The sequence below is a fragment of the Pseudomonas sp. P1_F1_2 genome (assembly GCF_056405815.1).
In genome coordinates, this window is the sequence record NZ_JBFUBK010000073.1 from 1 (window position 1) to 19,808 (window position 19,808).

At 61.0% G+C, this 19,808-nt stretch carries 18 protein-coding genes and 1 pseudogene; 11 read left to right on the forward strand and 8 right to left on the reverse strand.

Annotation, left to right across the window (positions count from 1 at the left end; translation table 11 throughout):
* The first annotated feature begins 329 nt into the window (after positions 1-329).
* Positions 330-1,295, forward strand: a complete 966-nt coding sequence (locus AC1D2P_RS20425) for an isopenicillin N synthase family dioxygenase (RefSeq protein WP_477758055.1) — start codon at positions 330-332, stop codon at positions 1,293-1,295.
* 82 nt (positions 1,296-1,377) lie between these two features.
* The gene (locus tag AC1D2P_RS20430; RefSeq protein WP_046032961.1) at positions 1,378-2,331 is read left to right on the forward strand and encodes an adenosine deaminase; all 954 of its coding nucleotides are present in this window, start codon (positions 1,378-1,380) and stop codon (positions 2,329-2,331) included.
* A gap of 33 nt (positions 2,332-2,364) precedes the next feature.
* On the opposite strand, the gene AC1D2P_RS20435 is transcribed toward AC1D2P_RS20430, so the two are convergent.
* Together AC1D2P_RS20435 and AC1D2P_RS20440 are read right to left on the reverse strand one after the other, a co-directional pair.
* Entirely contained in the window at positions 2,365-3,099 is a 735-nt protein-coding gene (locus tag AC1D2P_RS20435) for an ArsR/SmtB family transcription factor (protein WP_109785514.1), read from the reverse strand.
* Positions 3,100-3,416: 317 nt separating this feature from the next.
* On the reverse strand, positions 3,417-4,346 hold the full coding sequence (locus AC1D2P_RS20440) for a LysR family transcriptional regulator (RefSeq protein ID WP_046032963.1): 930 nt from the start codon (positions 4,344-4,346) through the stop codon (positions 3,417-3,419).
* Between the two features lie 118 nt (positions 4,347-4,464).
* Here AC1D2P_RS20440 and AC1D2P_RS20445 point away from each other — a divergent pair, with 118 nt between their 5' ends.
* The 3 genes from AC1D2P_RS20445 (at position 4,465) to AC1D2P_RS20455 (ending at position 6,320) form a co-directional block, all read left to right on the forward strand.
* On the forward strand, positions 4,465-4,758 hold the full coding sequence (locus AC1D2P_RS20445; protein WP_046032964.1) for a putative quinol monooxygenase: 294 nt from the start codon (positions 4,465-4,467) through the stop codon (positions 4,756-4,758).
* A 227-nt stretch (positions 4,759-4,985) separates the two neighbouring features.
* Positions 4,986-5,999 (forward strand): zinc-binding alcohol dehydrogenase family protein, encoded by a 1,014-nt coding sequence (locus AC1D2P_RS20450; RefSeq protein WP_477758054.1) that lies wholly within the window; start codon positions 4,986-4,988, stop codon positions 5,997-5,999.
* A 150-nt stretch (positions 6,000-6,149) separates the two neighbouring features.
* Positions 6,150-6,320 carry a hypothetical protein gene (locus AC1D2P_RS20455; RefSeq protein ID WP_175649049.1) on the forward strand — a complete coding sequence of 57 codons (171 nt, stop codon included), beginning with the start codon at positions 6,150-6,152 and terminating at the stop codon, positions 6,318-6,320.
* An 8-nt stretch (positions 6,321-6,328) separates the two neighbouring features.
* On the opposite strand, the gene AC1D2P_RS20460 is transcribed toward AC1D2P_RS20455, so the two are convergent.
* A complete protein-coding gene (locus tag AC1D2P_RS20460) occupies positions 6,329-7,525 on the reverse strand; it encodes a multidrug effflux MFS transporter (protein WP_477758053.1) in 1,197 nt (398 codons plus the stop codon).
* 108 nt (positions 7,526-7,633) lie between these two features.
* Positions 7,634-7,831, reverse strand: coding sequence for a cation transporter (locus tag AC1D2P_RS20465; RefSeq protein WP_477758052.1), 198 nt, complete (start codon positions 7,829-7,831; stop codon positions 7,634-7,636).
* Positions 7,832-7,978: 147 nt separating this feature from the next.
* Here AC1D2P_RS20465 and AC1D2P_RS20470 point away from each other — a divergent pair, with 147 nt between their 5' ends.
* The 3 genes from AC1D2P_RS20470 (at position 7,979) to cueR (ending at position 11,285) form a co-directional block, all read left to right on the forward strand.
* Positions 7,979-8,362: a hypothetical protein gene (locus AC1D2P_RS20470; RefSeq protein WP_109785511.1), complete on the forward strand. Its 384-nt coding sequence runs from the start codon at positions 7,979-7,981 to the stop codon at positions 8,360-8,362.
* Positions 8,363-8,481: 119 nt separating this feature from the next.
* A complete protein-coding gene (locus AC1D2P_RS20475; protein ID WP_477758051.1) occupies positions 8,482-10,875 on the forward strand; it encodes a heavy metal translocating P-type ATPase in 2,394 nt (797 codons plus the stop codon).
* Positions 10,872-11,285, forward strand: coding sequence for a Cu(I)-responsive transcriptional regulator (gene cueR, locus AC1D2P_RS20480; protein ID WP_046032970.1), 414 nt, complete (start codon positions 10,872-10,874; stop codon positions 11,283-11,285). The genes AC1D2P_RS20475 and cueR overlap by 4 nt, the downstream gene beginning before the upstream one ends.
* On the opposite strand, the gene AC1D2P_RS20485 is transcribed toward cueR, so the two are convergent.
* The gene (locus AC1D2P_RS20485; protein WP_477758050.1) at positions 11,239-12,456 is read right to left on the reverse strand and encodes an MFS transporter; all 1,218 of its coding nucleotides are present in this window, start codon (positions 12,454-12,456) and stop codon (positions 11,239-11,241) included. The two genes, cueR and AC1D2P_RS20485, sit on opposite strands and share 47 nt — an antisense overlap.
* Before the next feature lie 216 nt (positions 12,457-12,672).
* Positions 12,673-13,566: a PA4780 family RIO1-like protein kinase gene (locus AC1D2P_RS20490; protein ID WP_046032972.1), complete on the reverse strand. Its 894-nt coding sequence runs from the start codon at positions 13,564-13,566 to the stop codon at positions 12,673-12,675.
* A 524-nt stretch (positions 13,567-14,090) separates the two neighbouring features.
* Here AC1D2P_RS20490 and AC1D2P_RS20495 point away from each other — a divergent pair.
* Positions 14,091-15,098, forward strand: a pseudogene (locus AC1D2P_RS20495) (cache domain-containing protein); the annotation flags it as partial.
* Positions 15,099-15,227: 129 nt separating this feature from the next.
* Positions 15,228-15,956 (forward strand): methyl-accepting chemotaxis protein, encoded by a 729-nt coding sequence (locus AC1D2P_RS20500; RefSeq protein ID WP_409201536.1) that lies wholly within the window; start codon positions 15,228-15,230, stop codon positions 15,954-15,956.
* A 141-nt stretch (positions 15,957-16,097) separates the two neighbouring features.
* Here AC1D2P_RS20500 and AC1D2P_RS20505 read toward each other — a convergent pair whose 3' ends face one another.
* Positions 16,098-16,889, reverse strand: coding sequence for an AraC family transcriptional regulator (locus tag AC1D2P_RS20505; protein ID WP_223523440.1), 792 nt, complete (start codon positions 16,887-16,889; stop codon positions 16,098-16,100).
* Positions 16,890-16,990: 101 nt separating this feature from the next.
* Positions 16,991-18,268 (reverse strand): acetyl-CoA C-acetyltransferase, encoded by a 1,278-nt coding sequence (locus AC1D2P_RS20510; protein ID WP_477758049.1) that lies wholly within the window; start codon positions 18,266-18,268, stop codon positions 16,991-16,993.
* A 187-nt stretch (positions 18,269-18,455) separates the two neighbouring features.
* Between AC1D2P_RS20510 and AC1D2P_RS20515 the strand changes: the two genes are divergently transcribed.
* On the forward strand, positions 18,456-19,808 hold the full coding sequence (locus tag AC1D2P_RS20515) for a 3-oxoacyl-ACP reductase (protein ID WP_477758048.1): 1,353 nt from the start codon (positions 18,456-18,458) through the stop codon (positions 19,806-19,808).

Below are 19,808 nucleotides of genomic sequence, written 5' to 3' on the forward strand. Positions count from 1 at the left end.
CGAATCCTCGGAGCTAGGGTTTAAGGGCTTGTCGGGGTTTACCCTTGCGCTGGCTTGCCTCTATCGTCGGTTTTACCGATGAATTCCTTATCGGCGCTTCGGGTAGAAGGGGCGGGACGAGAAGTCTCCCACGGTCCGTACTGGCTAGAGTCGGAATCGAGCTTTTAGTCCCGCCCACCCCTTCAAGTCTAAACATACAAGCGAGCTTGCTCGCGATAGCGGTCTGTCATTCAGCAGTGATGTGACTGACCTGGCCTCATCGCGAGCAAGCTCGCTCCCACAGGGGTACTCCGGTGTTTTTCAGACTGCGTATTCCTCAGGACAATTGTATGAACAGTCTTCCGATCATCGATATCTCCCCTCTCTACAGCGATGACCAAAATGCCTGGACAGCCGTCGCTGCCGAGATCGACCACGCCTGCCGTGAATGGGGTTTCTTCTACATCAAGGGTCACCCAATCTCCCCATCGCGCATCGCCGCCGTACTCGACCACGCTCAACGCTTCTTCGCCCAACCCACCGCCGAAAAGCTGAAAATCGACATCACCCAAACCCGCCACCACCGCGGTTACGGTGCCATCGCCACCGAACAACTCGACCCGAGCAAGCCCAGCGACCTCAAGGAAACGTTCGACATGGGCCTGCACCTGCCCGCCGATCATCCCGACGTGCTGGCGGAGAAACCGCTGCGCGGCCCCAATCGACATCCCGCGCTGCCCGGCTGGCAATCACTGATGGAGCAGCACTACGTCGACATGCAATCCCTGGCGCAAACCCTGTTGCGGGCGATGACGCTGGCGCTGGGCATCGAGCGGGATTTTTTCGATAGCCGTTTCAACGAGCCGGTCAGCGTGCTGCGCATGATCCACTACCCGCCACGCCACACCGCCAGCTCCGATGAACAACAAGGCGCGGGCGCTCACACCGATTACGGCTGCATCACCCTGCTGTATCAGGACACTGCCGGCGGGCTGCAAGTGCGAAACGTAAAGGGCGAGTGGATCGACGCGACGCCGATCGAAGGGACTTTTGTGGTCAACCTCGGCGACATGATGGCGCGCTGGAGCAACGACCGGTATCTGTCGACGCCGCACCGGGTGATCAGCCCGTTCGGTGTGGACCGTTATTCGATGCCGTTCTTTGCCGAACCGCACCCCGACACCGCCATCGAATGCCTGCCGGGTTGCCAGGATGAGCAGCACCTGGCGAAATACCCGGCCACTACCTGCGCGCAATTCCTGCTTTCGCGTTTTGCCGATACCTACGCCTATCGACGGGAACAGGAAGCGGTGTAATCAACCGGCTGGTCAGGTTTTGCTAATTGTTTCCACGGGCATCTGTAGAATGCTCGCCATCTGCACCTGATGAGAAAAGATTATGTACGACTGGCTAAACGCCCTGCCCAAGGCAGAATTGCACTTGCACCTCGAGGGTTCGCTGGAGCCTGAGTTGCTGTTCGCCCTGGCCGAACGCAACAAGATCGCCCTGCCATGGAGCGACGTCGAAACCCTGCGCAAGGCGTACGCCTTCAACAACCTGCAAGAGTTTCTCGACCTGTATTACCAGGGCGCCGACGTGTTGCGCACCTCTCAGGATTTCTACGACCTGACCTGGGCATACCTGTTGCGCTGCAAGGCGCAGAACGTGATTCACACCGAACCGTTCTTCGATCCACAAACCCATACCGACCGTGGCGTGCCCTTCGAAGTGGTGCTCAACGGCATCGCTGCGGCCCTCAAGGATGGCGAGCAACAACTGGGCATTACCAGCGGTTTGATCCTGAGCTTCCTGCGCCACTTGAGCGAAGAAGCAGCCGAGAAAACCCTCGACCAGGCGCTGCCGTTCCGTGATGCGTTTGTGGCCGTGGGCCTGGACAGTTCGGAAATGGGCCACCCGCCCAGCAAGTTCCAGCGTGTGTTTGACCGTGCCCGTCACGAAGGCTTCCTGACCGTGGCCCACGCCGGTGAAGAAGGCCCGCCCGAGTACATCTGGGAAGCCCTCGACCTGCTGAAAATCCAGCGCATCGACCATGGCGTGCGCGCCATCGAAGACGAGCGTTTGATGCAGCGAATCATCGACGAGCAGATCCCGCTGACCGTGTGCCCGTTGTCGAACACCAAACTCTGCGTGTTCGATCACATGTCCCAGCACAACATTCTCGACATGCTCGAGCGTGGCGTGAAAGTGACCGTGAACTCCGATGACCCGGCGTACTTCGGCGGCTACGTGACCGAGAACTTCCATGCGCTGTACACCGACTTGGGCATGACCCAGGATCAGGCCAAGCGCCTGGCGCAAAACAGCCTGGACGCCAGATTGGTCAAGCCATAAGCCACACCGCATAAACCGGAGGTTGCTGCATCTCTACAGCGCCATTTCGAGCTCGGTCTCTTTGGCGAAGCGATGGATTTCTCGCTGCCCTGCGGTGGTCACCTGCAGGGCGCGGGAGTCGTTGGGCAGGCTCAACCAGCCCGACTGCATGAACAATTGCAACAGTGCCGCGCCCAGTGAACCGCCCATGTGCGGGCGTCTTTCGCTCCAGTCGGGACAGGCACAGGCAACCCTGCTGTTGCGATGGGCCAGTGCCTGGATGAACACACCTCGTGTCGCCAGTTGGGTTGAGCCCTTGTGAGTAATCATGACCCGCTGATCGATCTGTTCGATCCAGCCTGCATCCAGCAGGCGCTGGTAAAGGTCGGCGGCCAGGGTGCCTCCCAAATGGTCATCGCACAGTCTGGCCCGCAGCAGTGACGAAGGCGCGGCCTGAGGTTTGGCGATGGGGTTCGGGCGCTTGAAAACATCCGGGACTTCTTGTGGCGTGCTGGCCAGGGTCGCGCTGGCCAATGCCTCGATGGCTGCACCGACCTCGGGGGCCGCCAAGCGGAAAAATCGCTTTCGGCCACGGATTTCAACCCTCAACAGACCGCCTGCGGACAATCGCCCCAAGTGTGCGCTGGCCGAAGAGGGTGACAGGCCGGCCAACAACGCCAGCTCTTCGGTTTGCCGCGCCGTGCCGTCCATCAAGGCCCACATCATTGCGCTGCGCTTTGGGTCAGCCAGCAATGTGGCGATCTGGCTGATGCAAGGTGCATGTTCCATGTATTCACTCCCTGTTGAATCGTTTCGTCTGCTGCTCAGAGACATCTTGACCAGTAATGTGTGGTCGGCCAAGACGCGGAAACCGCCATAAGCCGGGCGAAGCTCACCCACTCCCCTGTGCCATTGCTTCGCAGCCAGGGCGAAGGCCGGGTGATTGAGCGGGGTACCGCGCCGACTGGAACGCGGACTCGCCATCGCGAGATCGACGGTGCGTACATGAGGCGGCGCTAGTATAAGCGCGTTAACCGCCGGTTCCTGCCCGTGGGAAACCGTGGGTGGTGATAGTTGCTGAGAGAAATTTCGCTATTTGCCTGCGACTAATGATCGATCCCCGCTATCGTCGGAAATTGACTGCCTAATTGAGCGCATCGGCTGGCAAGCATTTCCCGTAACAGGTTCACCGGCTTACTCAATTGTGCGCGATGGGCGCACAGCAAATTCAGAGGAGCGCGCTCACAGAGCAACTCCGGCATCAGCACCTTCAGTCGCCCGGCGAGTACATCGGCGGCGACATCGAGCCAGGACTTGTAGGCGATCCCCGCGCCGGCAACGGCCCACAACCGGACGACATCGGCATCGTCACTGAAACGGTCACCACTGACGGTCAGGCCAACCTCGCGCTTGCCGTCATGGAAACTCCAGTGATCGTGGACCCGGCTGCCGAGCATGAATAACAAACAATTGTGCTGAGCCAGTTGCTCGAGCTGCCGGGGCTCGCCATGTCTGGCCAGGTAAGCGGGCGCCGCACACAACACCCGGCGGTTCTGCGGGGCGATGGGCAATGCCACCAGACTAGAGTCTTCCGGCTCGCCGTAGCGCAGGGCAATGTCCACCGGTTGGCGGAACAGGTCGGCAATGCGGTCTCCCAGCAATAGCCGCACGGTCAGTTTCGGGTGCTCACGCTGAAACTCGTCCAGCCAGGGCAACAACAGATTGCGGCCGAAGTCCGACGGTGCGGACAGTTGCAAAATCCCGCTGACCTGGTCCTGACCACTGGCCAGCAAGCGGCGTCCTTCGTCCAGATTGCTCAGGGCGGCGCGGGCATATTCCAGGAACCCCTCGCCTTCGGCGGTCAGGCGCAGGCTGCGGGTTGAACGCGCGAGCAACCGCGCGCCCAGTTGCTGTTCGATGCGCTTTAACGCCGCGCTGGCCACGGCCGCCGACATGTCCATCACCCGCGCCGCCGCCGACAGGCTCCCCAGGTCGGCAGCCCGGACGAACAACTGCAAGTCATCGAAACGCAGCATTTTCAGCCTCGATTATCAAAAAAATATTGAAAGAGACTGCTCTTTTAGCGGGTTTTATCTTGCTGTGAAATAGCCAATCATCTGTGCCATCGAATTCATTACGCTCCCGGAGTCGTCCATGTCCCAGCCATTTACCGCCATTGCCACGCTCATCGCCAAAGCCGGCCAGCAAGACGCCCTTGAACGGCACCTGCGTGCACTGCTGGAACCAACCCGCGCTGAGGCCGGTTGCGGCCAATACGATCTGCATCAGGACCTCGCCAATCCGCATGCCTTTTACATGATCGAGCAGTGGAGCAGCGACGAAGCCCTGGCGGCGCATGACGCCAGCGCCCACATCCAGAATTTCCGGGCCAAGGCCGGCGATTTTCTCGAACACTTTGATCTCAAGCGCCTGCGCACCGTGGCCTGATCCCTAGTGCCGATCCGCACTTTTGTAGCAGCTGGCGAAGCCTGCGTTCGGCTGCGGAGCAGTCGTGAAATCAGGCGATGCGGTGTTTCAGGAAATCCGCGCGTACAGGATTTACGACTGCTCCGCAGCCGAACGCAGGCTTCGCCAGCTGCTACGGAGTGCGCCTCGGCTTAAATGATCGGTATCAGGCTGTCCCCTTTCTTTTATTACCTTTCGGAAACCCCTGTATGAAAGCCATTGCCTATTACACCTCGTTGCCGATCAGCGACGAACAATCCCTGCAAGACATCGAACTGCCGGAACCGGTTGCCGGCCCGCGCGACCTGTTGGTGGACGTCAAAGCCATCTCGGTCAACCCGGTGGACACCAAAGTCCGCCAAAACGTCCAGCCTGAAGACGGCGCGGCCAAGGTGCTGGGTTGGGACGTGGCCGGGGTGGTCAAGGCTGTCGGTAAAGACGTGACCTTGTTCAAGGCTGGCGACAAGGTCTTTTACGCCGGCTCCATCGCCCGTGCCGGCGGCAACAGCGAACGGCATGTGGTGGATGAGCGGATCGTCGGCCACATGCCGAAAACCCTGGGTTTCGCTGAAGCCGCCGCGCTGCCACTGACCGCGATTACCGCCTGGGAATTGCTCTTTGAACGCCTGCAAGTGCATGAAGGCCAAACCGACGAAGGCCAGCGCCTGCTGATCGTCGGCGCGGCGGGTGGGGTGGGTTCGATCCTCACACAGCTGGCCAGTCAACTGACCGGGCTCAAGGTCATCGGCACCGCTTCCCGCGCGCAAACCCAGAGTTGGGTTCGTGAGTTGGGCGCGGACCTGGTGATCGATCACAGCCAACCGTTGAGCGAAGCGCTCAAGCGTGCCGGGGTGGAATACGTGACCCATGTCGCCAGCCTGACCCAGACCGATCAGCACCTGGATCAATTGGTCGAGGCGCTGGCGCCGCAAGGCAAACTGGCGCTGATCGATGATCCCAAGTCACTGGACGTGACCAAGCTCAAACGCAAGAGCCTGTCACTGCACTGGGAGTTCATGTACACCCGCTCGCTGTTCGAAACCGCAGACATGATCGAGCAACACAAGTTGCTCAACCGCATCGCCGCGCTGATCGACGCCGGGACGTTGAAAACCACGGTCGGCGAGCACTTCGGCAGCATCAACGCGGCCAACCTGCGCCGTGCCCATGCGTTGCTGGAGAGCGGCAAAGCCAAAGGCAAGATTGTGCTGGAAGGGTTCTGAAACATGATGAAACAGTGTCGTTCCTGAAGGAACGACACCGTCAGTCTGAGAGTTGACGCCTGTCACAATAGCGATCGTATTCAGGACTACAATCGAAACCTCTGCGGCACAATCTTTACGTGGCAGTTATTACGAGAGGAGAGGTCAGCAATGAAGATCCTGATAAAAGAATTGGCTAAATCTCAATGGCAGGTCCGCCTGGACCAGCATGCCGTGACATTTCGCAGCGAAGCCGAAGCTCTGGCCTTTACCCGAACCCTCGAAGCACGCCTTTACGCCCCCCATCAAATTCCCGGTCGCCAGCAACGAGCCGCTGGCTGACCCCGTCTTCAGGCCTGCGCTTGCGCCAACGCCCGAACCTTTTGCAAACGCCGGGTGAACATCGCCGCGCTCACCACCAGAACACCACACAGGCTGATGACCATCGCCATCGGTACGGCACTGCCATCGTGTAAAACACCGACCAGCGCCGCGGCACCCGCCGCGACGCTGAATTGCAGACACCCAAGCATCGCCGACGCACTGCCGGCGCGGGCGCCCTGCCCGTTCATCGCACACGCCGAAGCGTTGGGCAAAATGCAGCCGAGGCTGGAGATGCAAATAAACAGTGGAATCAGCAGAGGCCACAACTGCGTGGGGTGCAAGGCGCTGACGGCGAGCAGCGTCAAACCGGCGGTCAGGTAAACCCACACAGCACGCGCCAGCAAGAACGCCGGACCCCGCTTGGCCAGCAATCGCGCGTTGACTTGCGCCACCAGAATGAACCCCGCCGCGTTGGTGCCAAACAGCCAGCCGAAATGCTCGGCCGGTACGCCATAGAGCTTGATGAAAACGAACGGCGAACCGGCGATGTAGGCAAACATGCCGGCGATGGCGATGCCGCCCGTCAAGGCATGACCGAGAAAGATCCGATCCGACAACAGGCGACCGTACTGCCGAAAAGCCCCGGACAACGGCTGACGCGGCATGTGTGCGGGCAGGCTTTCCGGCAACCCGAGCGCCACGGCCAGCGCAGCCAAGGCACTGAAACCGGTCAACGCCAGGAAAATCGACTGCCAGCCCGTGGTGTTGACCAGCAAGCCGCCGAGCATCGGCGCGAGGATCGGCGCCAGGCCCATGACCAGCATGAGTTGCGAATAGACTTTCGCCGAACCCACCGCATCGCATTTATCGCTGACCACCGCACGGGATATCACCATGCCCGCACAACCGCCCAACGCCTGGACAAATCGTGCGCCGATCAGCCATTCCAGGCTCGGTGCATAGGCACAGGCCAGCGACGCAAGGGTGAACAAACCAACCCCGGCCAGCAATGGAATGCGCCGACCGAAACGATCGGCCACCGGGCCGTAAGCCAGTTGGCCAATCGACAAGCCGAGGAAATACGCCGCCAGTGTCAGTTGAACGTGTTGTTCATCGGTGCCGAAGGCGAGTGCCATCGCCGGGAAGGCCGGCAGATAGAAGTCGATCGCCAGCGGACCGAAAGCGCTGAGGGCGCCAAGAATCAAAATGGTACGAAAGTTCATCAGGCATCCAGTTGGGCATGAGTCAGCAGGCCGACAGTCTAGCCGTGCATGAACGCCTTGAACATTCCGATAGCTCGCTAACTATTAAAAAACACTGAATGCCTTGTGTCAGGCGACTTTGACCTCGTAGCCTTCTTCGCTGATCGCGGCGATCACTTGCTCGACCGTCAACGCGCTTTCAACGCCGACTTCCTTGGCCGCCAGATCGACCCGCACGCTGGCCGCCGGATCCATGGTTTGAAGTGCCTGAGTGATGGCTTTGACACAGTGACCGCAAGACATGCCTTGAACGTTGAACACTTGCATGGTGTGGCTCCTTTGTTGAGATTGCGTGCAGTCTCGAGCTTGCCACCATGGCAAGGTCAAGTTCTTGAACAAACTGCCGGGCTGGCAATCGGCGTCGCGCTCGGCCAAGCTGCGTGCATCAATGACTCGACTTCAGGAGATTCAGCCATGCGCTGGTCAGCTCTCAGCCTGTTTGGCTTCCTCAGCCTCTTTGCCGCGACACCTTCGGTTCAAGCCGCCGGGGAGGACTATGGCGTACTGATCATTTCCCGCGAGCGCCTGGAAGTCGCCACCTCCTGCGAAATCGGCGTGTACATCCAGGATCAACTGTCTGCTCGACTGTTCCAGGAACAAAGCACCTCGTTCAACCTGCCGCCGGGCAATGTGTCCTTGCGCCTCAAGCTGCTGCCGGGCCAGGCGCCGGGTTGCAACCCGGGCATGCTCGCGCCGGGTTCGCAGATCATCTCGCTCAAGGCGGGTGATGTGTTGAAGTACCGGATTGCGATGACGCAAGAAGGGATGCACCTCAAGCGAGCAGACCTGGAATATTGACCCGCTGATCGTTCACGCGCTCCGCGTGGGAACGATCGCGGTGCCATAAATAATGGCGCTTGACCTTGCCAGCATGGCAAGGTTGATCCTGTAGGTCTCTACTACAGGGAGCGTGAGCGATGTCCGAATCCACCACTTTCGATTTGCCGATTGCCGGCATGACGTGCGCCAGTTGCGCCGGGCGTGTCGAGCGCGCCTTGAGCAAAGTCATCGGCGCCTCCGCCGTCAGCGTCAACCTGGCCACTGAACAGGCCCGAGTCCAGGCGCCCAGCGACAGTTTGCCGGCGTTGATGGCGGCGGTTGAACAGGCCGGTTACAGCGTGCCCCGGCACAGTCTGGAACTGAGCATCGACGGCATGACCTGCGCCTCGTGCGTGGGCCGGGTCGAACGTGCGCTGGCCAAGGTGCCGGGCGTGAAGAGCGTCAGCGTCAACCTGGCCAACGAGCGCGCCCACCTCGAACTGCTCGGCCACGTCGATCCGCAAACCCTGATCGCGGCGGTGACCAAAGCGGGTTACTCCGCCAGCGTCTGGGAAGTCGAACACCCGCAAACCGACACTCAACAACAGCGCCTGCACCGCGAGCGTTGGGCGTTGATCATGGCCATCGTCCTCGCCTTGCCGCTGGTGCTGCCCATGCTGCTGCAACCATTCGGCGTGCACTGGATGCTTCCCGCCTGGGCGCAATTCGCCCTGGCAACGCCGGTGCAATTCATCTTCGGCGCACGCTTTTATGTGGCAGCCTGGAAAGCCGTGCGCGCCGGGGCCGGGAATATGGATTTGCTGGTTGCCCTCGGCACCAGCGCCGGTTACGGCCTGAGTCTTTACGAATGGGCCACCGCCGCCGGGCGCATGCCGCACCTGTATTTCGAAGCCTCGGCCGTGGTGATTGCCTTGGTCCTGCTCGGCAAATACCTGGAAAGCCGCGCCAAGCGCCAGACCGCCAGCGCCATTCGCGCCCTCGAAGCCTTGCGCCCGGAGCGGGCGATTCAGGTGATCGACGGTCGCGAACAAGACGTCGCCATCAGTGCCCTGCGCCTCAATGACCTGGTCATGGTCAAACCCGGCGAACGCTTCCCGGTGGACGGCGAAGTGGTCGACGGCCAGAGCCACGCCGACGAAGCACTGATCAGCGGCGAAAGCCTGCCGGTGCCCAAGCAACCCGGCGACAAAGTCACCGGTGGCGCAATCAATGGTGAAGGTCGATTGCTGGTTCGCACCCAGGCCTTGGGGGCGGAAACCGTGCTGGCGCGAATCATTCGCCTGGTCGAAGACGCCCAGGCCGCCAAGGCGCCGATCCAGAAACTGGTGGATAAAGTCAGCCAGGTGTTCGTGCCCACCGTCCTGCTGATCGCGCTGGCGACATTCATCGGCTGGTGGCTGTACGGCGCGCCGATTGAAACAGCCCTGATCAATGCCGTCGCGGTGCTGGTGATTGCCTGCCCCTGTGCCCTGGGACTGGCCACACCAACAGCCATCATGGCCGGGACCGGCGTGGCCGCACGCTACGGGATACTGATCAAGGACGCCGAAGCGCTGGAACGTGCGCATGAAGTCAGTGCGGTGGTGTTCGACAAGACCGGCACGCTGACTTCGGGCACACCGCGGATCGCGCATTTGACCGCCATCGACGGTGACGAATCCGCCCTGCTGCAAATGGCCGGCGCGCTGCAACGGGGTAGCGAACACCCGCTGGCCAAGGCCGTGCTGGACGCTTGCGCCGAACGCGGTTTGAACTTGGCGGATGTCAGTGACAGTCAATCGCTGACAGGGCGAGGCATCGCCGGCAAGCTTGAGGGGCGTCGGCTGGCATTGGGTAATCGTCGTCTATTGGAAGAATGCGGTTTAAACGCCGGTTCGTTGGCGGACTCGGCAACCGCCTGGGAAACCGAAGGCCGAACCCTGTCCTGGCTGATCGAACAAAGTCCCGAACCGACAGTGCTCGGCCTCTTTGCCTTTGGCGACACCCTCAAACCCGGCGCCCTGCAAGCCGTGCAACAGCTCAGCGCGCGGCACATCAGCAGCCACCTGCTGACCGGTGACAACCGTGGCAGCGCCAAAGTCGTCGCCGAGGCGCTGGGCATCACCGATGTGCATGCCGAAGTGCTGCCCGCCGACAAAGCCGCCACCGTCGCCACACTGAAAAAAACCGGCGTGGTGGCGATGGTCGGCGATGGCATCAACGACGCCCCAGCCCTGGCGGCCGCGGATATCGGCATCGCCATGGGCGGCGGCACTGACGTGGCCATGCACGCGGCCGGGATTACCTTGATGCGCGGTGACCCTCGGCTGGTGCCGGCGGCGCTGGAGATCAGCCGCAAGACCTACGCGAAGATCCGGCAGAACCTGTTCTGGGCCTTCGTCTATAACCTGATCGGCATTCCGCTGGCGGCGTTCGGCTTCCTCAACCCGGTGCTGGCCGGTGCGGCCATGGCATTGTCGAGCGTCAGCGTGGTGAGCAATGCGTTACTGTTGAAAACCTGGAAGCCCAAGGACCTGGAGGACAATCGATGAACATCGGTCAAGCAGCCCGCCAAAGCGGCCTGAGCGCGAAGATGATTCGTTACTACGAGTCCATCGGCCTGCTCAAGGCCGCCCATCGTACCGAGAGCGGCTACCGCGTTTACGGTGACGACGACCTGCACACCCTGGCCTTCATCAAGCGTTCCCGGGACCTGGGGTTTTCGCTGGAAGAGGTCGGCAAGTTACTGACCCTCTGGCAGGACCGCCAAAGAGCCAGCGCCGATGTGAAGGCCCTGGCCCGTCAGCACATCGACGAACTGAACCAGAAGATCCGCGAACTCGGCCAACTGCGCGATACCCTGCAAGACCTGGTTGAGCACTGCCAGGGCGACCATCGTCCCGACTGCCCGATCCTCAAGAATCTCGCGTCGGGCTGCTGCGCCGAACCAGTTCGTCCTTGATCGCCAGCCCCTTCACCACCAACAACGTGGTGAGCGGAATGCCGTGGAACAGCAGCACCACGGCCCCCGGCGTCCACCATGAGTAAAACGGCGCGGCGATCAGCATGCCGACGCCGAACCCGGTCATTTGCAGCAGGGTCAGTAAGCTGAAAATCGGCAGACGCAGGCTGTCCGGTTCACGCTGCAGGCGCGACATCAGCCCCACCTCAGAGAAACCGTCGCCCAACCCCGCGGGCAGGGAAAACAGGAGCAAGCCGTACAGGGTCTGCTGCTGAAACATCAGGATGAAGCCGCAGGACATCAGCAACACCCCGAGAAAAAATCGCCGCTCCAGGTGGGCGTTGTCCGAGCCTTTCAGGCGACTGGCAATGCGCGCACCGATGAATTTCCCAAAGGCCCATACCGCCAGCATCAGTCCCAGCGTGGTGCTGGCCGATTCTGGGGTCAGCAGTTTGGAAACAATCGGCAACCCCACGTTATGTGCAGCGCTGCCCAAGGTGTCGGCCATGGTGACGGCGAGCATCGCGGCCACTACCGGTGCGCTGCGCAACCCTTGGCGCAGGGCCGACCATTCACCCCGCTCATGGGTCGATCCATCGCTGGCCACCGGGACGGAAAAGCGCAGCGGCAGGATGAACAACGCGGCCGACAGGTACGTCACCACGTTCAGCGCAAACACCGTTTCAAACCCAAACGCCGCCACCAAAAGCCCCGCCACCAGACTGCCGCCGACCATCGCGGCCGAGGAGGCAGAGGTGATCCAGGCATTGGTCTTGAGCAGGTGTTCGCCATCGATCAAGTGCGGCAGCTGACTGTTCAGGCCGATGGCGAACATCGAGTTGCCGACTCCAAGGCCGAACGCGATTAACGGCAACAGCAAAGCTTGTTGCGGGACCGGCAGCACCAGCAGCAACCCGAGCAATCCTGCACGCAGCAGGTCGAAGGCGATCAGCGGCATGCGCCCGACCCAGCGGCGATAAAACGCGGTGCTGATGAGGCTGGCGAAAATCCCCCCGCCCACACGACTGGCGAGGAAGATGCCGACACTCATGGCGCTGTTGCTGAGCAGGTAAACGTAGGTGGCCAGGGCGACCATGTTGAGAAAGGCGCCGAAATCCGAAATCAGACGGGCGGCAATGATCAGTCGGGCGTTGCGGGTGGAGGTGTTCACATTCAGTCCTTGAGTGTGGGGAGTATGGCTGTTGTGGATTGTCTGGTCTGACGCCATCGCGGGCAAGCCACGCTCCCACAGGTTTTGTGTCGACCATGGCGTTCGGGACCGACACTAAACTTGTGGGAGCGTGGCTTGCCCGCGATTGAGGCGACGCGGTTACAACAAATGGCACCCACAAAAAACCCGGCCGAAGCCGGGTTTTTGTTTAGCGCATCACTGCATCCAGGGCGGAGGCGGTTCTTCGGCTTTACTCGGTGGCGCATCGTCAGCAGCACGGATCGCTTGCTTGCGCTCTTCGTCCAGCCGTGCGGCCTCGATTTCGCGCATGATCCCGCCCACGTCGGCAAGTTCTTCCGGCTCGTCGAACTCGCCGGTCAGGACACTGGCCGGGTGCAAGGTGCCAGCTTCGTACAACGCCCACATTTCCTTGGCGTACTTGGTCTTTTTCAACTCCGGCGCAAAACGTCCGAAGTAGGACGCCATGTTGCCAACATCCCGCTCCAGCATGTTGAACGCATGGTTGTTACCCGCAGCGTCCACCGCCTGAGGCAGGTCGATGATGACCGGGCCGTCCGGGGTCAACAGCACATTGAACTCCGACAGGTCACCGTGCACCAGACCGGTACACAGCATCAGCACGATCTGCGAAATCAGGAACGCGTGATATTCACGGGCCTGGTCCGGCTCCAGCACCACATCGTTCAGACGCGGCGCGGCATCACCGTATTCATCGGCCACCAGTTCCATGAGCAGTACGCCTTCGAGGAAGTCATACGGCTTGGGCACCCGTACACCGGCACCGGCCAGTCGGAACAGGGCCGCCACTTCGGCGTTCTGCCAGGCATCTTCGGTTTCTTTCTTGCCGAACTTGGAGCCCTTGGCCATCGCCCGAGCCTGACGGCTGTTGCGCACCTTGCGGCCTTCCTGGTACTCGGCCGCCTGACGGAAACTGCGTTTATTCGCCTCCTTGTAGACCTTCGCGCAACGTAACTCGTTGCCGCAGCGCACCACATAAACAGCTGCTTCTTTACCACTCATGAGTGGGCGCAGCACCTCGTCGACCAGACCGTCCTCGATCAGGGGTTCAATGCGTTTTGGAGTCTTCATCAGCTTTTATTGTGGGTCCTTTATTACCAAACACGCGAAAGTCATTCGTTATACGGCAATCCACCCGTTCGGGGGAGGGGTTGCCGACCTATGAACGTCGTGAAGCACACAATGTGCCGGATTAATCGCTCATCCATCGCCGGTCGTCAATGACCGGCCGAGATCATAGCTGAGCCAGCGAACTTTGTTGGCGAAGGGATTTGAAGGCATTTGCGACAGAAGCTGACATCTTGCGCAAACCCCTGCGTAGGATTTTTCCAATATGGACTCAATTTCTCCCATCAGCAGCCGAAGTCCTCAGGACAAAGGAATTTGTCCGACAATCGTTCTGACAGAAAAACGACGACGCTTCAGGGACCGAAGTACACCAACAACGTTTTCGGCTACCAATATTCCGCGAGTCATCTGCACTGCGTGGGCCTACAAGAAAATCTGGAGCGCGGATGAACATCAAACAGAAGTTGACCTGGGCGTTTGCAATCATCGCCTGCGTGCCCGTGGTGCTGGTCGCCACCCTGGTTGTGATGAACTTGCGCAGTGATGCCAAGGACAGTTTTGTCGATGGCAGTGGCCGTGAGATTCGTCAGGTCAGCAACGCCATGCAATTGTTTTTCGACGGCATCAGCCAGAACGTCGACTACCTGGCCAAACAGCCCCTGATCAAGGACTCCGACGACAGCCTCAAGACCTACATGAGCGCCAACGCCGAGAGCATTCCCCAGGGTGAAGCAGACAAAAAAGTCTTCAGCCTCCTCCAGGACCTGGGCAACAGCCATCCGTCCTACGCCTATGCCATTCTCGGCACTGCGGCCGGCGGTTATGTGTCCTGGCCGGACGATGCGAAGTTGAACAACTACGATCCACGCCAGCGTCCGTGGTACAAAGCGGCCCAGGCCAAACCGGGCAAGCCGTTTCGCACCGAGGCCTATTACTGGGCACAGGACGACGCGACTTACGTCAGTACCGTGCGCACCATCGACAACAAGTTGGGCACTAACGGCGGCGTGGTCAGCATCGACGTGACGCTCAAGCAGCTCACCGAAATCGTCAAGCAGATCAAGCTGGGTGAAACCGGCTACCTGATGCTGCTGGAAAACACCGGCATGGTCCTGGTGGACCCGAAACAACCAGAGCACAACTTCAAGCCACTGAGCAGCCTCGGCGAGGGTTACGCGCAACTGGCCAAGGCCGGCAAAGGCCTGGTGGAAGTCGAGCTGAACGGCGAACGCTACATGGCCAACGTCTGGCCGTCGGAGCAACTGGGCTGGACCTTCATCGGCCTGATCAAGCAAAACGACGTGATGAGCTCGGCCACCCAACTGACCTGGCTGATCGCAATCATCGCCGCCGTGCTGGCCGTGTTCTTCGCCATCCTCGGTGCCAGCTTCGCCAGCGTTATCGTGCGCCCGATCCGCAGCGTGGCCAGCGGTCTGGAAGGCATCGCCCAAGGCGAAGGCGACCTGACCAAAAACCTGGAAATCCGTGGCAGCGACGAAACCGCGCAACTGGCCAGTTGGTTCAACCAGTTTTTGACGGCGATTCGCAACCTGATTCAAAGCATCGGCGGCGCGGCGACGAAAATTCTCGCCACCTCCAAAAGCTCGACCCAAGTTTCCAGCGACATGGCCGAAGCCGCCGGGCGCCAGCGTGAAGCCGTGGACATGGTGTCCACGGCGTTCCACGAAATGGTCGCCACCGCGAACGAAGTCGCGCGCTCCTGCAGCCAGGCGGCGGAGTCGGCCGACAGTGGCCAGCGTCAGGCCCGTGAAGGTCAGCAGCAGATTGATGCGGCGGTGAGCAGCGTTGATCGCTTGAGCCAGGAAATCGAACAGTCGGCGCAATCGATGCAACAGCTGGAACGCGACAGCAACGATATCCAGTCGATCCTGGGGACCATTCGCTCGATCGCCGAGCAGACCAACCTGCTGGCGCTGAACGCGGCCATCGAAGCGGCACGGGCCGGCGAGCAAGGTCGCGGGTTCGCGGTCGTGGCTGACGAAGTACGGGCGCTGGCCAAACGCACGGCGGACTCCACGGCGGAAATCGACGGGCTGCTCGGCAACCTCGCCAAGCGCACCAGCCAGGTGACCCAACAGATGCACGCCAGCCTGGAAGTGTCGCAACAGTCGGTGAGCCGAATCGGCGAAGCGCGTAACAGCTTCGGGCAGATTCGCGAGTCGGTGGACGTGATCCGTGACATGAACACGCAGATTGCGACAGCCGCCGAAGAACAGCATCACGTGGCCGAAGACATCAACCGCCACATCAGCCAGATTCATGGGGATGCGCAATTGGTCGCGGAACTGGCGAACTCCGCGCGCCTGGATTCGCAGAGCCTGGCCGGGCTTTCGAATGAGCTGGACGGGTTGGTTCGACGGTTCAGAACCTGATCCCCGGCACACCATAGAACCAGTGACTTGATCGTTCCCACGCTCCGCGTGGGAATGAATCCCGGGACGCTCCGCGTCCCACCCAAAGCAGACGCGGAGCGTCCGTTGAGGCATTCCCACGCAGAGCGTGGGAACGATCAATCATTGTCTGAAGAGTTCGCCGGGGGTAAACCCGAACAGGCTTTTGAAGGCGGCAATGAACGCCGAAGTCGAGTCATACCCACATGCCAGTGCGGTGTTGGTCACGCTGTCGCCCTCCTCCAGCAGACTCAATGACGACAGCAGTCGCATCCGCTGTCGCCAGCCGCGAAAGCTCAACCCGGTCTCGCGCTGAAACAGGCGCATCAGGGTTTTTTCCGACAGGCCCAAGCGCTCCGCCCAGGCCTGCAATGTCACGTTTTGCTCAGGGCTTTCAATCAGTTCGTTGCACAATCCCAGCAACCGTTCATGCCGGGGCAACGGCAGGGAAAACCCCACCTCGGGCAAACTCGCCAACTGATCGAGCAACACGCTCACCAGCCGCGCTTCCTGGCTGTCGCCCTGTGGATACTCCACCGCCAGCAGGCAAAAACTCTTGATCAGTTCCCGCGCCAGCGGCGTAACTTCCAGCACCCGGCAACGTCCATCCGCCCACGCACAATCCTCGCGGCGCACATACAAACTGCGCATTTCAGCGCGCATCGAGGTAACGACCTGATGCTCAAGGTCCGCCGGAATCCAGATGCCCCACTGCGGTGGCGCAAAAAAACTGCCCTCGGCGGTATGCACCCCGAGCACGCCACTGATCGCGTAGGAAAACTGCACCCAATCGTGACGATGCGGCGGCGTCCATGAACCTGCATTCAGGCTTTCTACCCGGGCAAACAGCGGACGGGGCAGAGCCGTCAGCGTCGGTATCGTCCGTTCGAGGGAAATTTGTCCGTTAGTCGGCATCAACTAGCCTTATATCGCAAGAGGGTTGATGGAGCCGACGTTAGGCCAAGTAGCAGAGCCATACAAATCTATTTGATGCCGAGATTCCCTGTAGGAGTTCTTCAGCGCTCGATAATCGCGGTGACGCCTTGACCGCCAGCCGCACAGATCGAGATCAGGCCTCGGCCCTTAACGGCCGCGTCCAGCAACTTCGCCAGATTGGCGACGATACGCCCGCCGGTGGCTGCAAACGGATGCCCGGCCGCCAGTGAACTGCCTTTGACGTTGAGGCAGCTGCGGTCGATGGAGCCCAACGGCGCATCAAGCCCCAAGCGGGTTTTGCAATATTGCGGATCTTCCCAGGCCTTCAGCGTGCAGAGCACCTGTGCGGCGAAGGCTTCGTGGATTTCGTAGTAATCGAAGTCTTGCAAGGTCAGGCCATTGCGCGCCAGCAAACGTGGCACCGCGTACACCGGCGCCATCAACAGGCCTTCGGCACCGTTGACGAAATCCACCGCCGCTGCTTCCCCATCACGCAGATAAGCAAGGATCGGCAAGCCACGCGCCCTGGCCCATTCTTCACTGCCCAACAGCACCAGCGAGGCACCGTCGGTGAGTGGCGTCGAGTTGCCGGCGGTCATCGTGCCCTTGGCGCTTTTCTCGAAGGCCGGTTTCAGCTTGGCGAGTTGTTCCAGGGTCAGGTCCAGACGCAAGTTGTTGTCGCGGGTCAGACCGAGGAACGGCGTCATCAGGTCGTTGTGCCAGCCCTCGGCGTAGGCGGCGGTCAGGTTGCGGTGGCTTTGCAGCGCCAGTTGATCCTGTTCTTCGCGGGGGATGTTCCAGGTCTGCGCCATCAGCTCGCAATGTTGCCCCATGGACAAACCGGTGCGGGGTTCGCCATTGCGCGGGAACTCGGGAATGAGATGCCGGGGCCGCAATTGCAGGAATGTTTTCAGTTTGTCGGCGGTGGTCTTGGCGCGATTGGCTTGCAGCAGGATCCGGCGCAGGCCTTCACTGACACTGATTGGCGCATCCGAGGTGGTATCGACGCCGCCGGCAATGCCGCAATCGATCTGCCCCAGGGCGATCTTGTTCGCCACCAGCAACGCCGCTTCCAGCCCGGTACCGCACGCTTGCTGGATATCGTAGGCCGGTGTTTCGGGCGACAGCCGCGAACCGAGCACGCACTCGCGGGTCAGGTTCATGTCCCGCGACAGTTTGAGCACGGCCCCCGCGACCACTTCGCCCATGCGCAGGCCGTGCAGGTTGAAGCGTTCGATCAATCCTTCGAGCGCTGCGGTGAGCATCGCCTGGTTACTGGCAGTGGCATACGCCCCGTTGGAGCGAGCGAAAGGAATTCGGTTACCGCCGATAATCGCGACGCGGCGCAGCTGAGTCATGAAAAGCTCCTTGTGAAATATTCGAACATCAAACCTGAACCCACAGGCTTTGCATTCCCCCGCAAGTCCTGCAGAACCCAGGTTCAACTACTCTGCAATGTTCAAGCGTAGGCCTTATCTCGTGGATCGAACGACTGATTACCAATCGTGGTCCACACTTTGAACCCCAGCCGCCGGAGCACGTTCCATGTCTGACCGTTATATCGACTTCGCCAATTCGTCCATCGGCCATCGCCTGGTCGGGGCCCTGGGCTTGCCGTCGCCGGTACGCCTGGAGCGCTGGCAGGCCGGCCGATTGCGGCCGGTCGAAGGGGCGTTGTTGATCGGCGGCGGTCCGCTGGCGGAGAAGGTCGGCGCGCTCGCCAATCGCCTGACCGACGCGATTTACAGCTACGGCACCGAGCCCTCGATGGCCACCGCGTGGATTCCCGGTCACGGCCCGAAACTCAAAGCGGTGGTCTTCGACGCCAGTCATCTGGTGCAGACCGATCAACTCAAACAGTTGCGCGAGTTCTTCCAGCCCTTGATGAAAAACCTCGACCACAGCGCGCACCTGGTCATTCTGGGGCGCGCTCCAGAGACCTTGAGCGACCCGTTTGCCGCCAGCGCCCAGCGTGCCCTGGAAGGGTTCAGCCGTTCGCTGGCCAAGGAACTGCGCAGCGGTGGCACGTTGCAGTTGATCTATGTCGGTGAAGGCGCCGAGGAACAACTGGAAGGTCCGTTGCGGTTTTTCCTTTCGCCTAAAAGCGCGTTTGTGTCCGGGCAAGTGATTCGGTTGAAAGCCTGCGACACGCCCGTTCAGGACTGGACGCGGCCGCTGGCAGGGCGCAAGGCGTTGGTGACCGGCGCGGCGCGCGGCATCGGCGCGTCCATCGCCGAAACCCTGGCCCGCGATGGCGCCGAGGTGATTCTGCTGGACGTGCCACCGGCCAAAACCGATCTCGAGGCGCTCGCCGCACGGCTTGCCGGGCGCAGCATCACCCTGGATATTTGCGCCGAAGACGCTGCCGCGCAGTTGATCGAACACTTGCCCGACGGGGTCGACATCGTGGTGCACAACGCCGGTATCACCCGGGACAAAACCCTGGCCAACATGACGCCGGAATTCTGGGACGCGGTGTTGGCCGTCAACCTCAATGCGCCGCAGGTGCTGACCAAGACCCTGCTCGACAGCGCCACCCTGCACGACAACGGTCGCGTGATTTTGCTGGCCTCCATCAGTGGCATCGCCGGCAATCGCGGGCAAACCAATTACGCTGCCAGCAAAGCCGGGCTGATCGGCCTGGCTCAAGCCTGGGCGCCGTTGCTGGGTCAACGCGGCATCAGCATCAATGCCGTGGCGCCAGGATTTATTGAAACGCAAATGACCGCGCACATTCCATTCGGCTTGCGCGAAGCCGGCCGACGCATGAGTTCACTCGGCCAGGGCGGCTTGCCGCAGGACGTCGCCGAAGCCGTGGCATGGTTGGCGCAACCGGGGACGGGTGCGTTTACCGGGCAAGCACTGCGGGTCTGTGGACAAAGTGTTTTGGGGGCCTAG

Bases quoted from the DNA above. Each gene is read 5' to 3' on its own strand.
- AC1D2P_RS20430 (WP_046032961.1), top strand. From the start codon at position 1,378: ATGTACGACTGGCTAAACGCCCTGCCCAAGGCAGAATTGCACTTGCAC.
- AC1D2P_RS20460 (WP_477758053.1), bottom strand. From the start codon at position 7,525: ATGAACTTTCGTACCATTTTGATTCTTGGCGCCCTCAGCGCTTTCGGT.
- AC1D2P_RS20455 (WP_175649049.1), top strand. From the start codon at position 6,150: ATGAAGATCCTGATAAAAGAATTGGCTAAATCTCAATGGCAGGTCCGC.
- AC1D2P_RS20450 (WP_477758054.1), top strand. From the start codon at position 4,986: ATGAAAGCCATTGCCTATTACACCTCGTTGCCGATCAGCGACGAACAA.
- AC1D2P_RS20435 (WP_109785514.1), bottom strand. From the start codon at position 3,099: ATGGAACATGCACCTTGCATCAGCCAGATCGCCACATTGCTGGCTGAC.
- cueR (WP_046032970.1), top strand. From the start codon at position 10,872: ATGAACATCGGTCAAGCAGCCCGCCAAAGCGGCCTGAGCGCGAAGATG.
- AC1D2P_RS20500 (WP_409201536.1), top strand. From the start codon at position 15,228: ATGGTGTCCACGGCGTTCCACGAAATGGTCGCCACCGCGAACGAAGTC.
- AC1D2P_RS20505 (WP_223523440.1), bottom strand. From the start codon at position 16,889: ATGCCGACTAACGGACAAATTTCCCTCGAACGGACGATACCGACGCTG.
- AC1D2P_RS20490 (WP_046032972.1), bottom strand. From the start codon at position 13,566: ATGAAGACTCCAAAACGCATTGAACCCCTGATCGAGGACGGTCTGGTC.
- AC1D2P_RS20445 (WP_046032964.1), top strand. From the start codon at position 4,465: ATGTCCCAGCCATTTACCGCCATTGCCACGCTCATCGCCAAAGCCGGC.
- AC1D2P_RS20440 (WP_046032963.1), bottom strand. From the start codon at position 4,346: ATGCTGCGTTTCGATGACTTGCAGTTGTTCGTCCGGGCTGCCGACCTG.
- AC1D2P_RS20510 (WP_477758049.1), bottom strand. From the start codon at position 18,268: ATGACTCAGCTGCGCCGCGTCGCGATTATCGGCGGTAACCGAATTCCT.
- AC1D2P_RS20425 (WP_477758055.1), top strand. From the start codon at position 330: ATGAACAGTCTTCCGATCATCGATATCTCCCCTCTCTACAGCGATGAC.
- AC1D2P_RS20515 (WP_477758048.1), top strand. From the start codon at position 18,456: ATGTCTGACCGTTATATCGACTTCGCCAATTCGTCCATCGGCCATCGC.
- AC1D2P_RS20475 (WP_477758051.1), top strand. From the start codon at position 8,482: ATGTCCGAATCCACCACTTTCGATTTGCCGATTGCCGGCATGACGTGC.
- AC1D2P_RS20465 (WP_477758052.1), bottom strand. From the start codon at position 7,831: ATGCAAGTGTTCAACGTTCAAGGCATGTCTTGCGGTCACTGTGTCAAA.
- AC1D2P_RS20470 (WP_109785511.1), top strand. From the start codon at position 7,979: ATGCGCTGGTCAGCTCTCAGCCTGTTTGGCTTCCTCAGCCTCTTTGCC.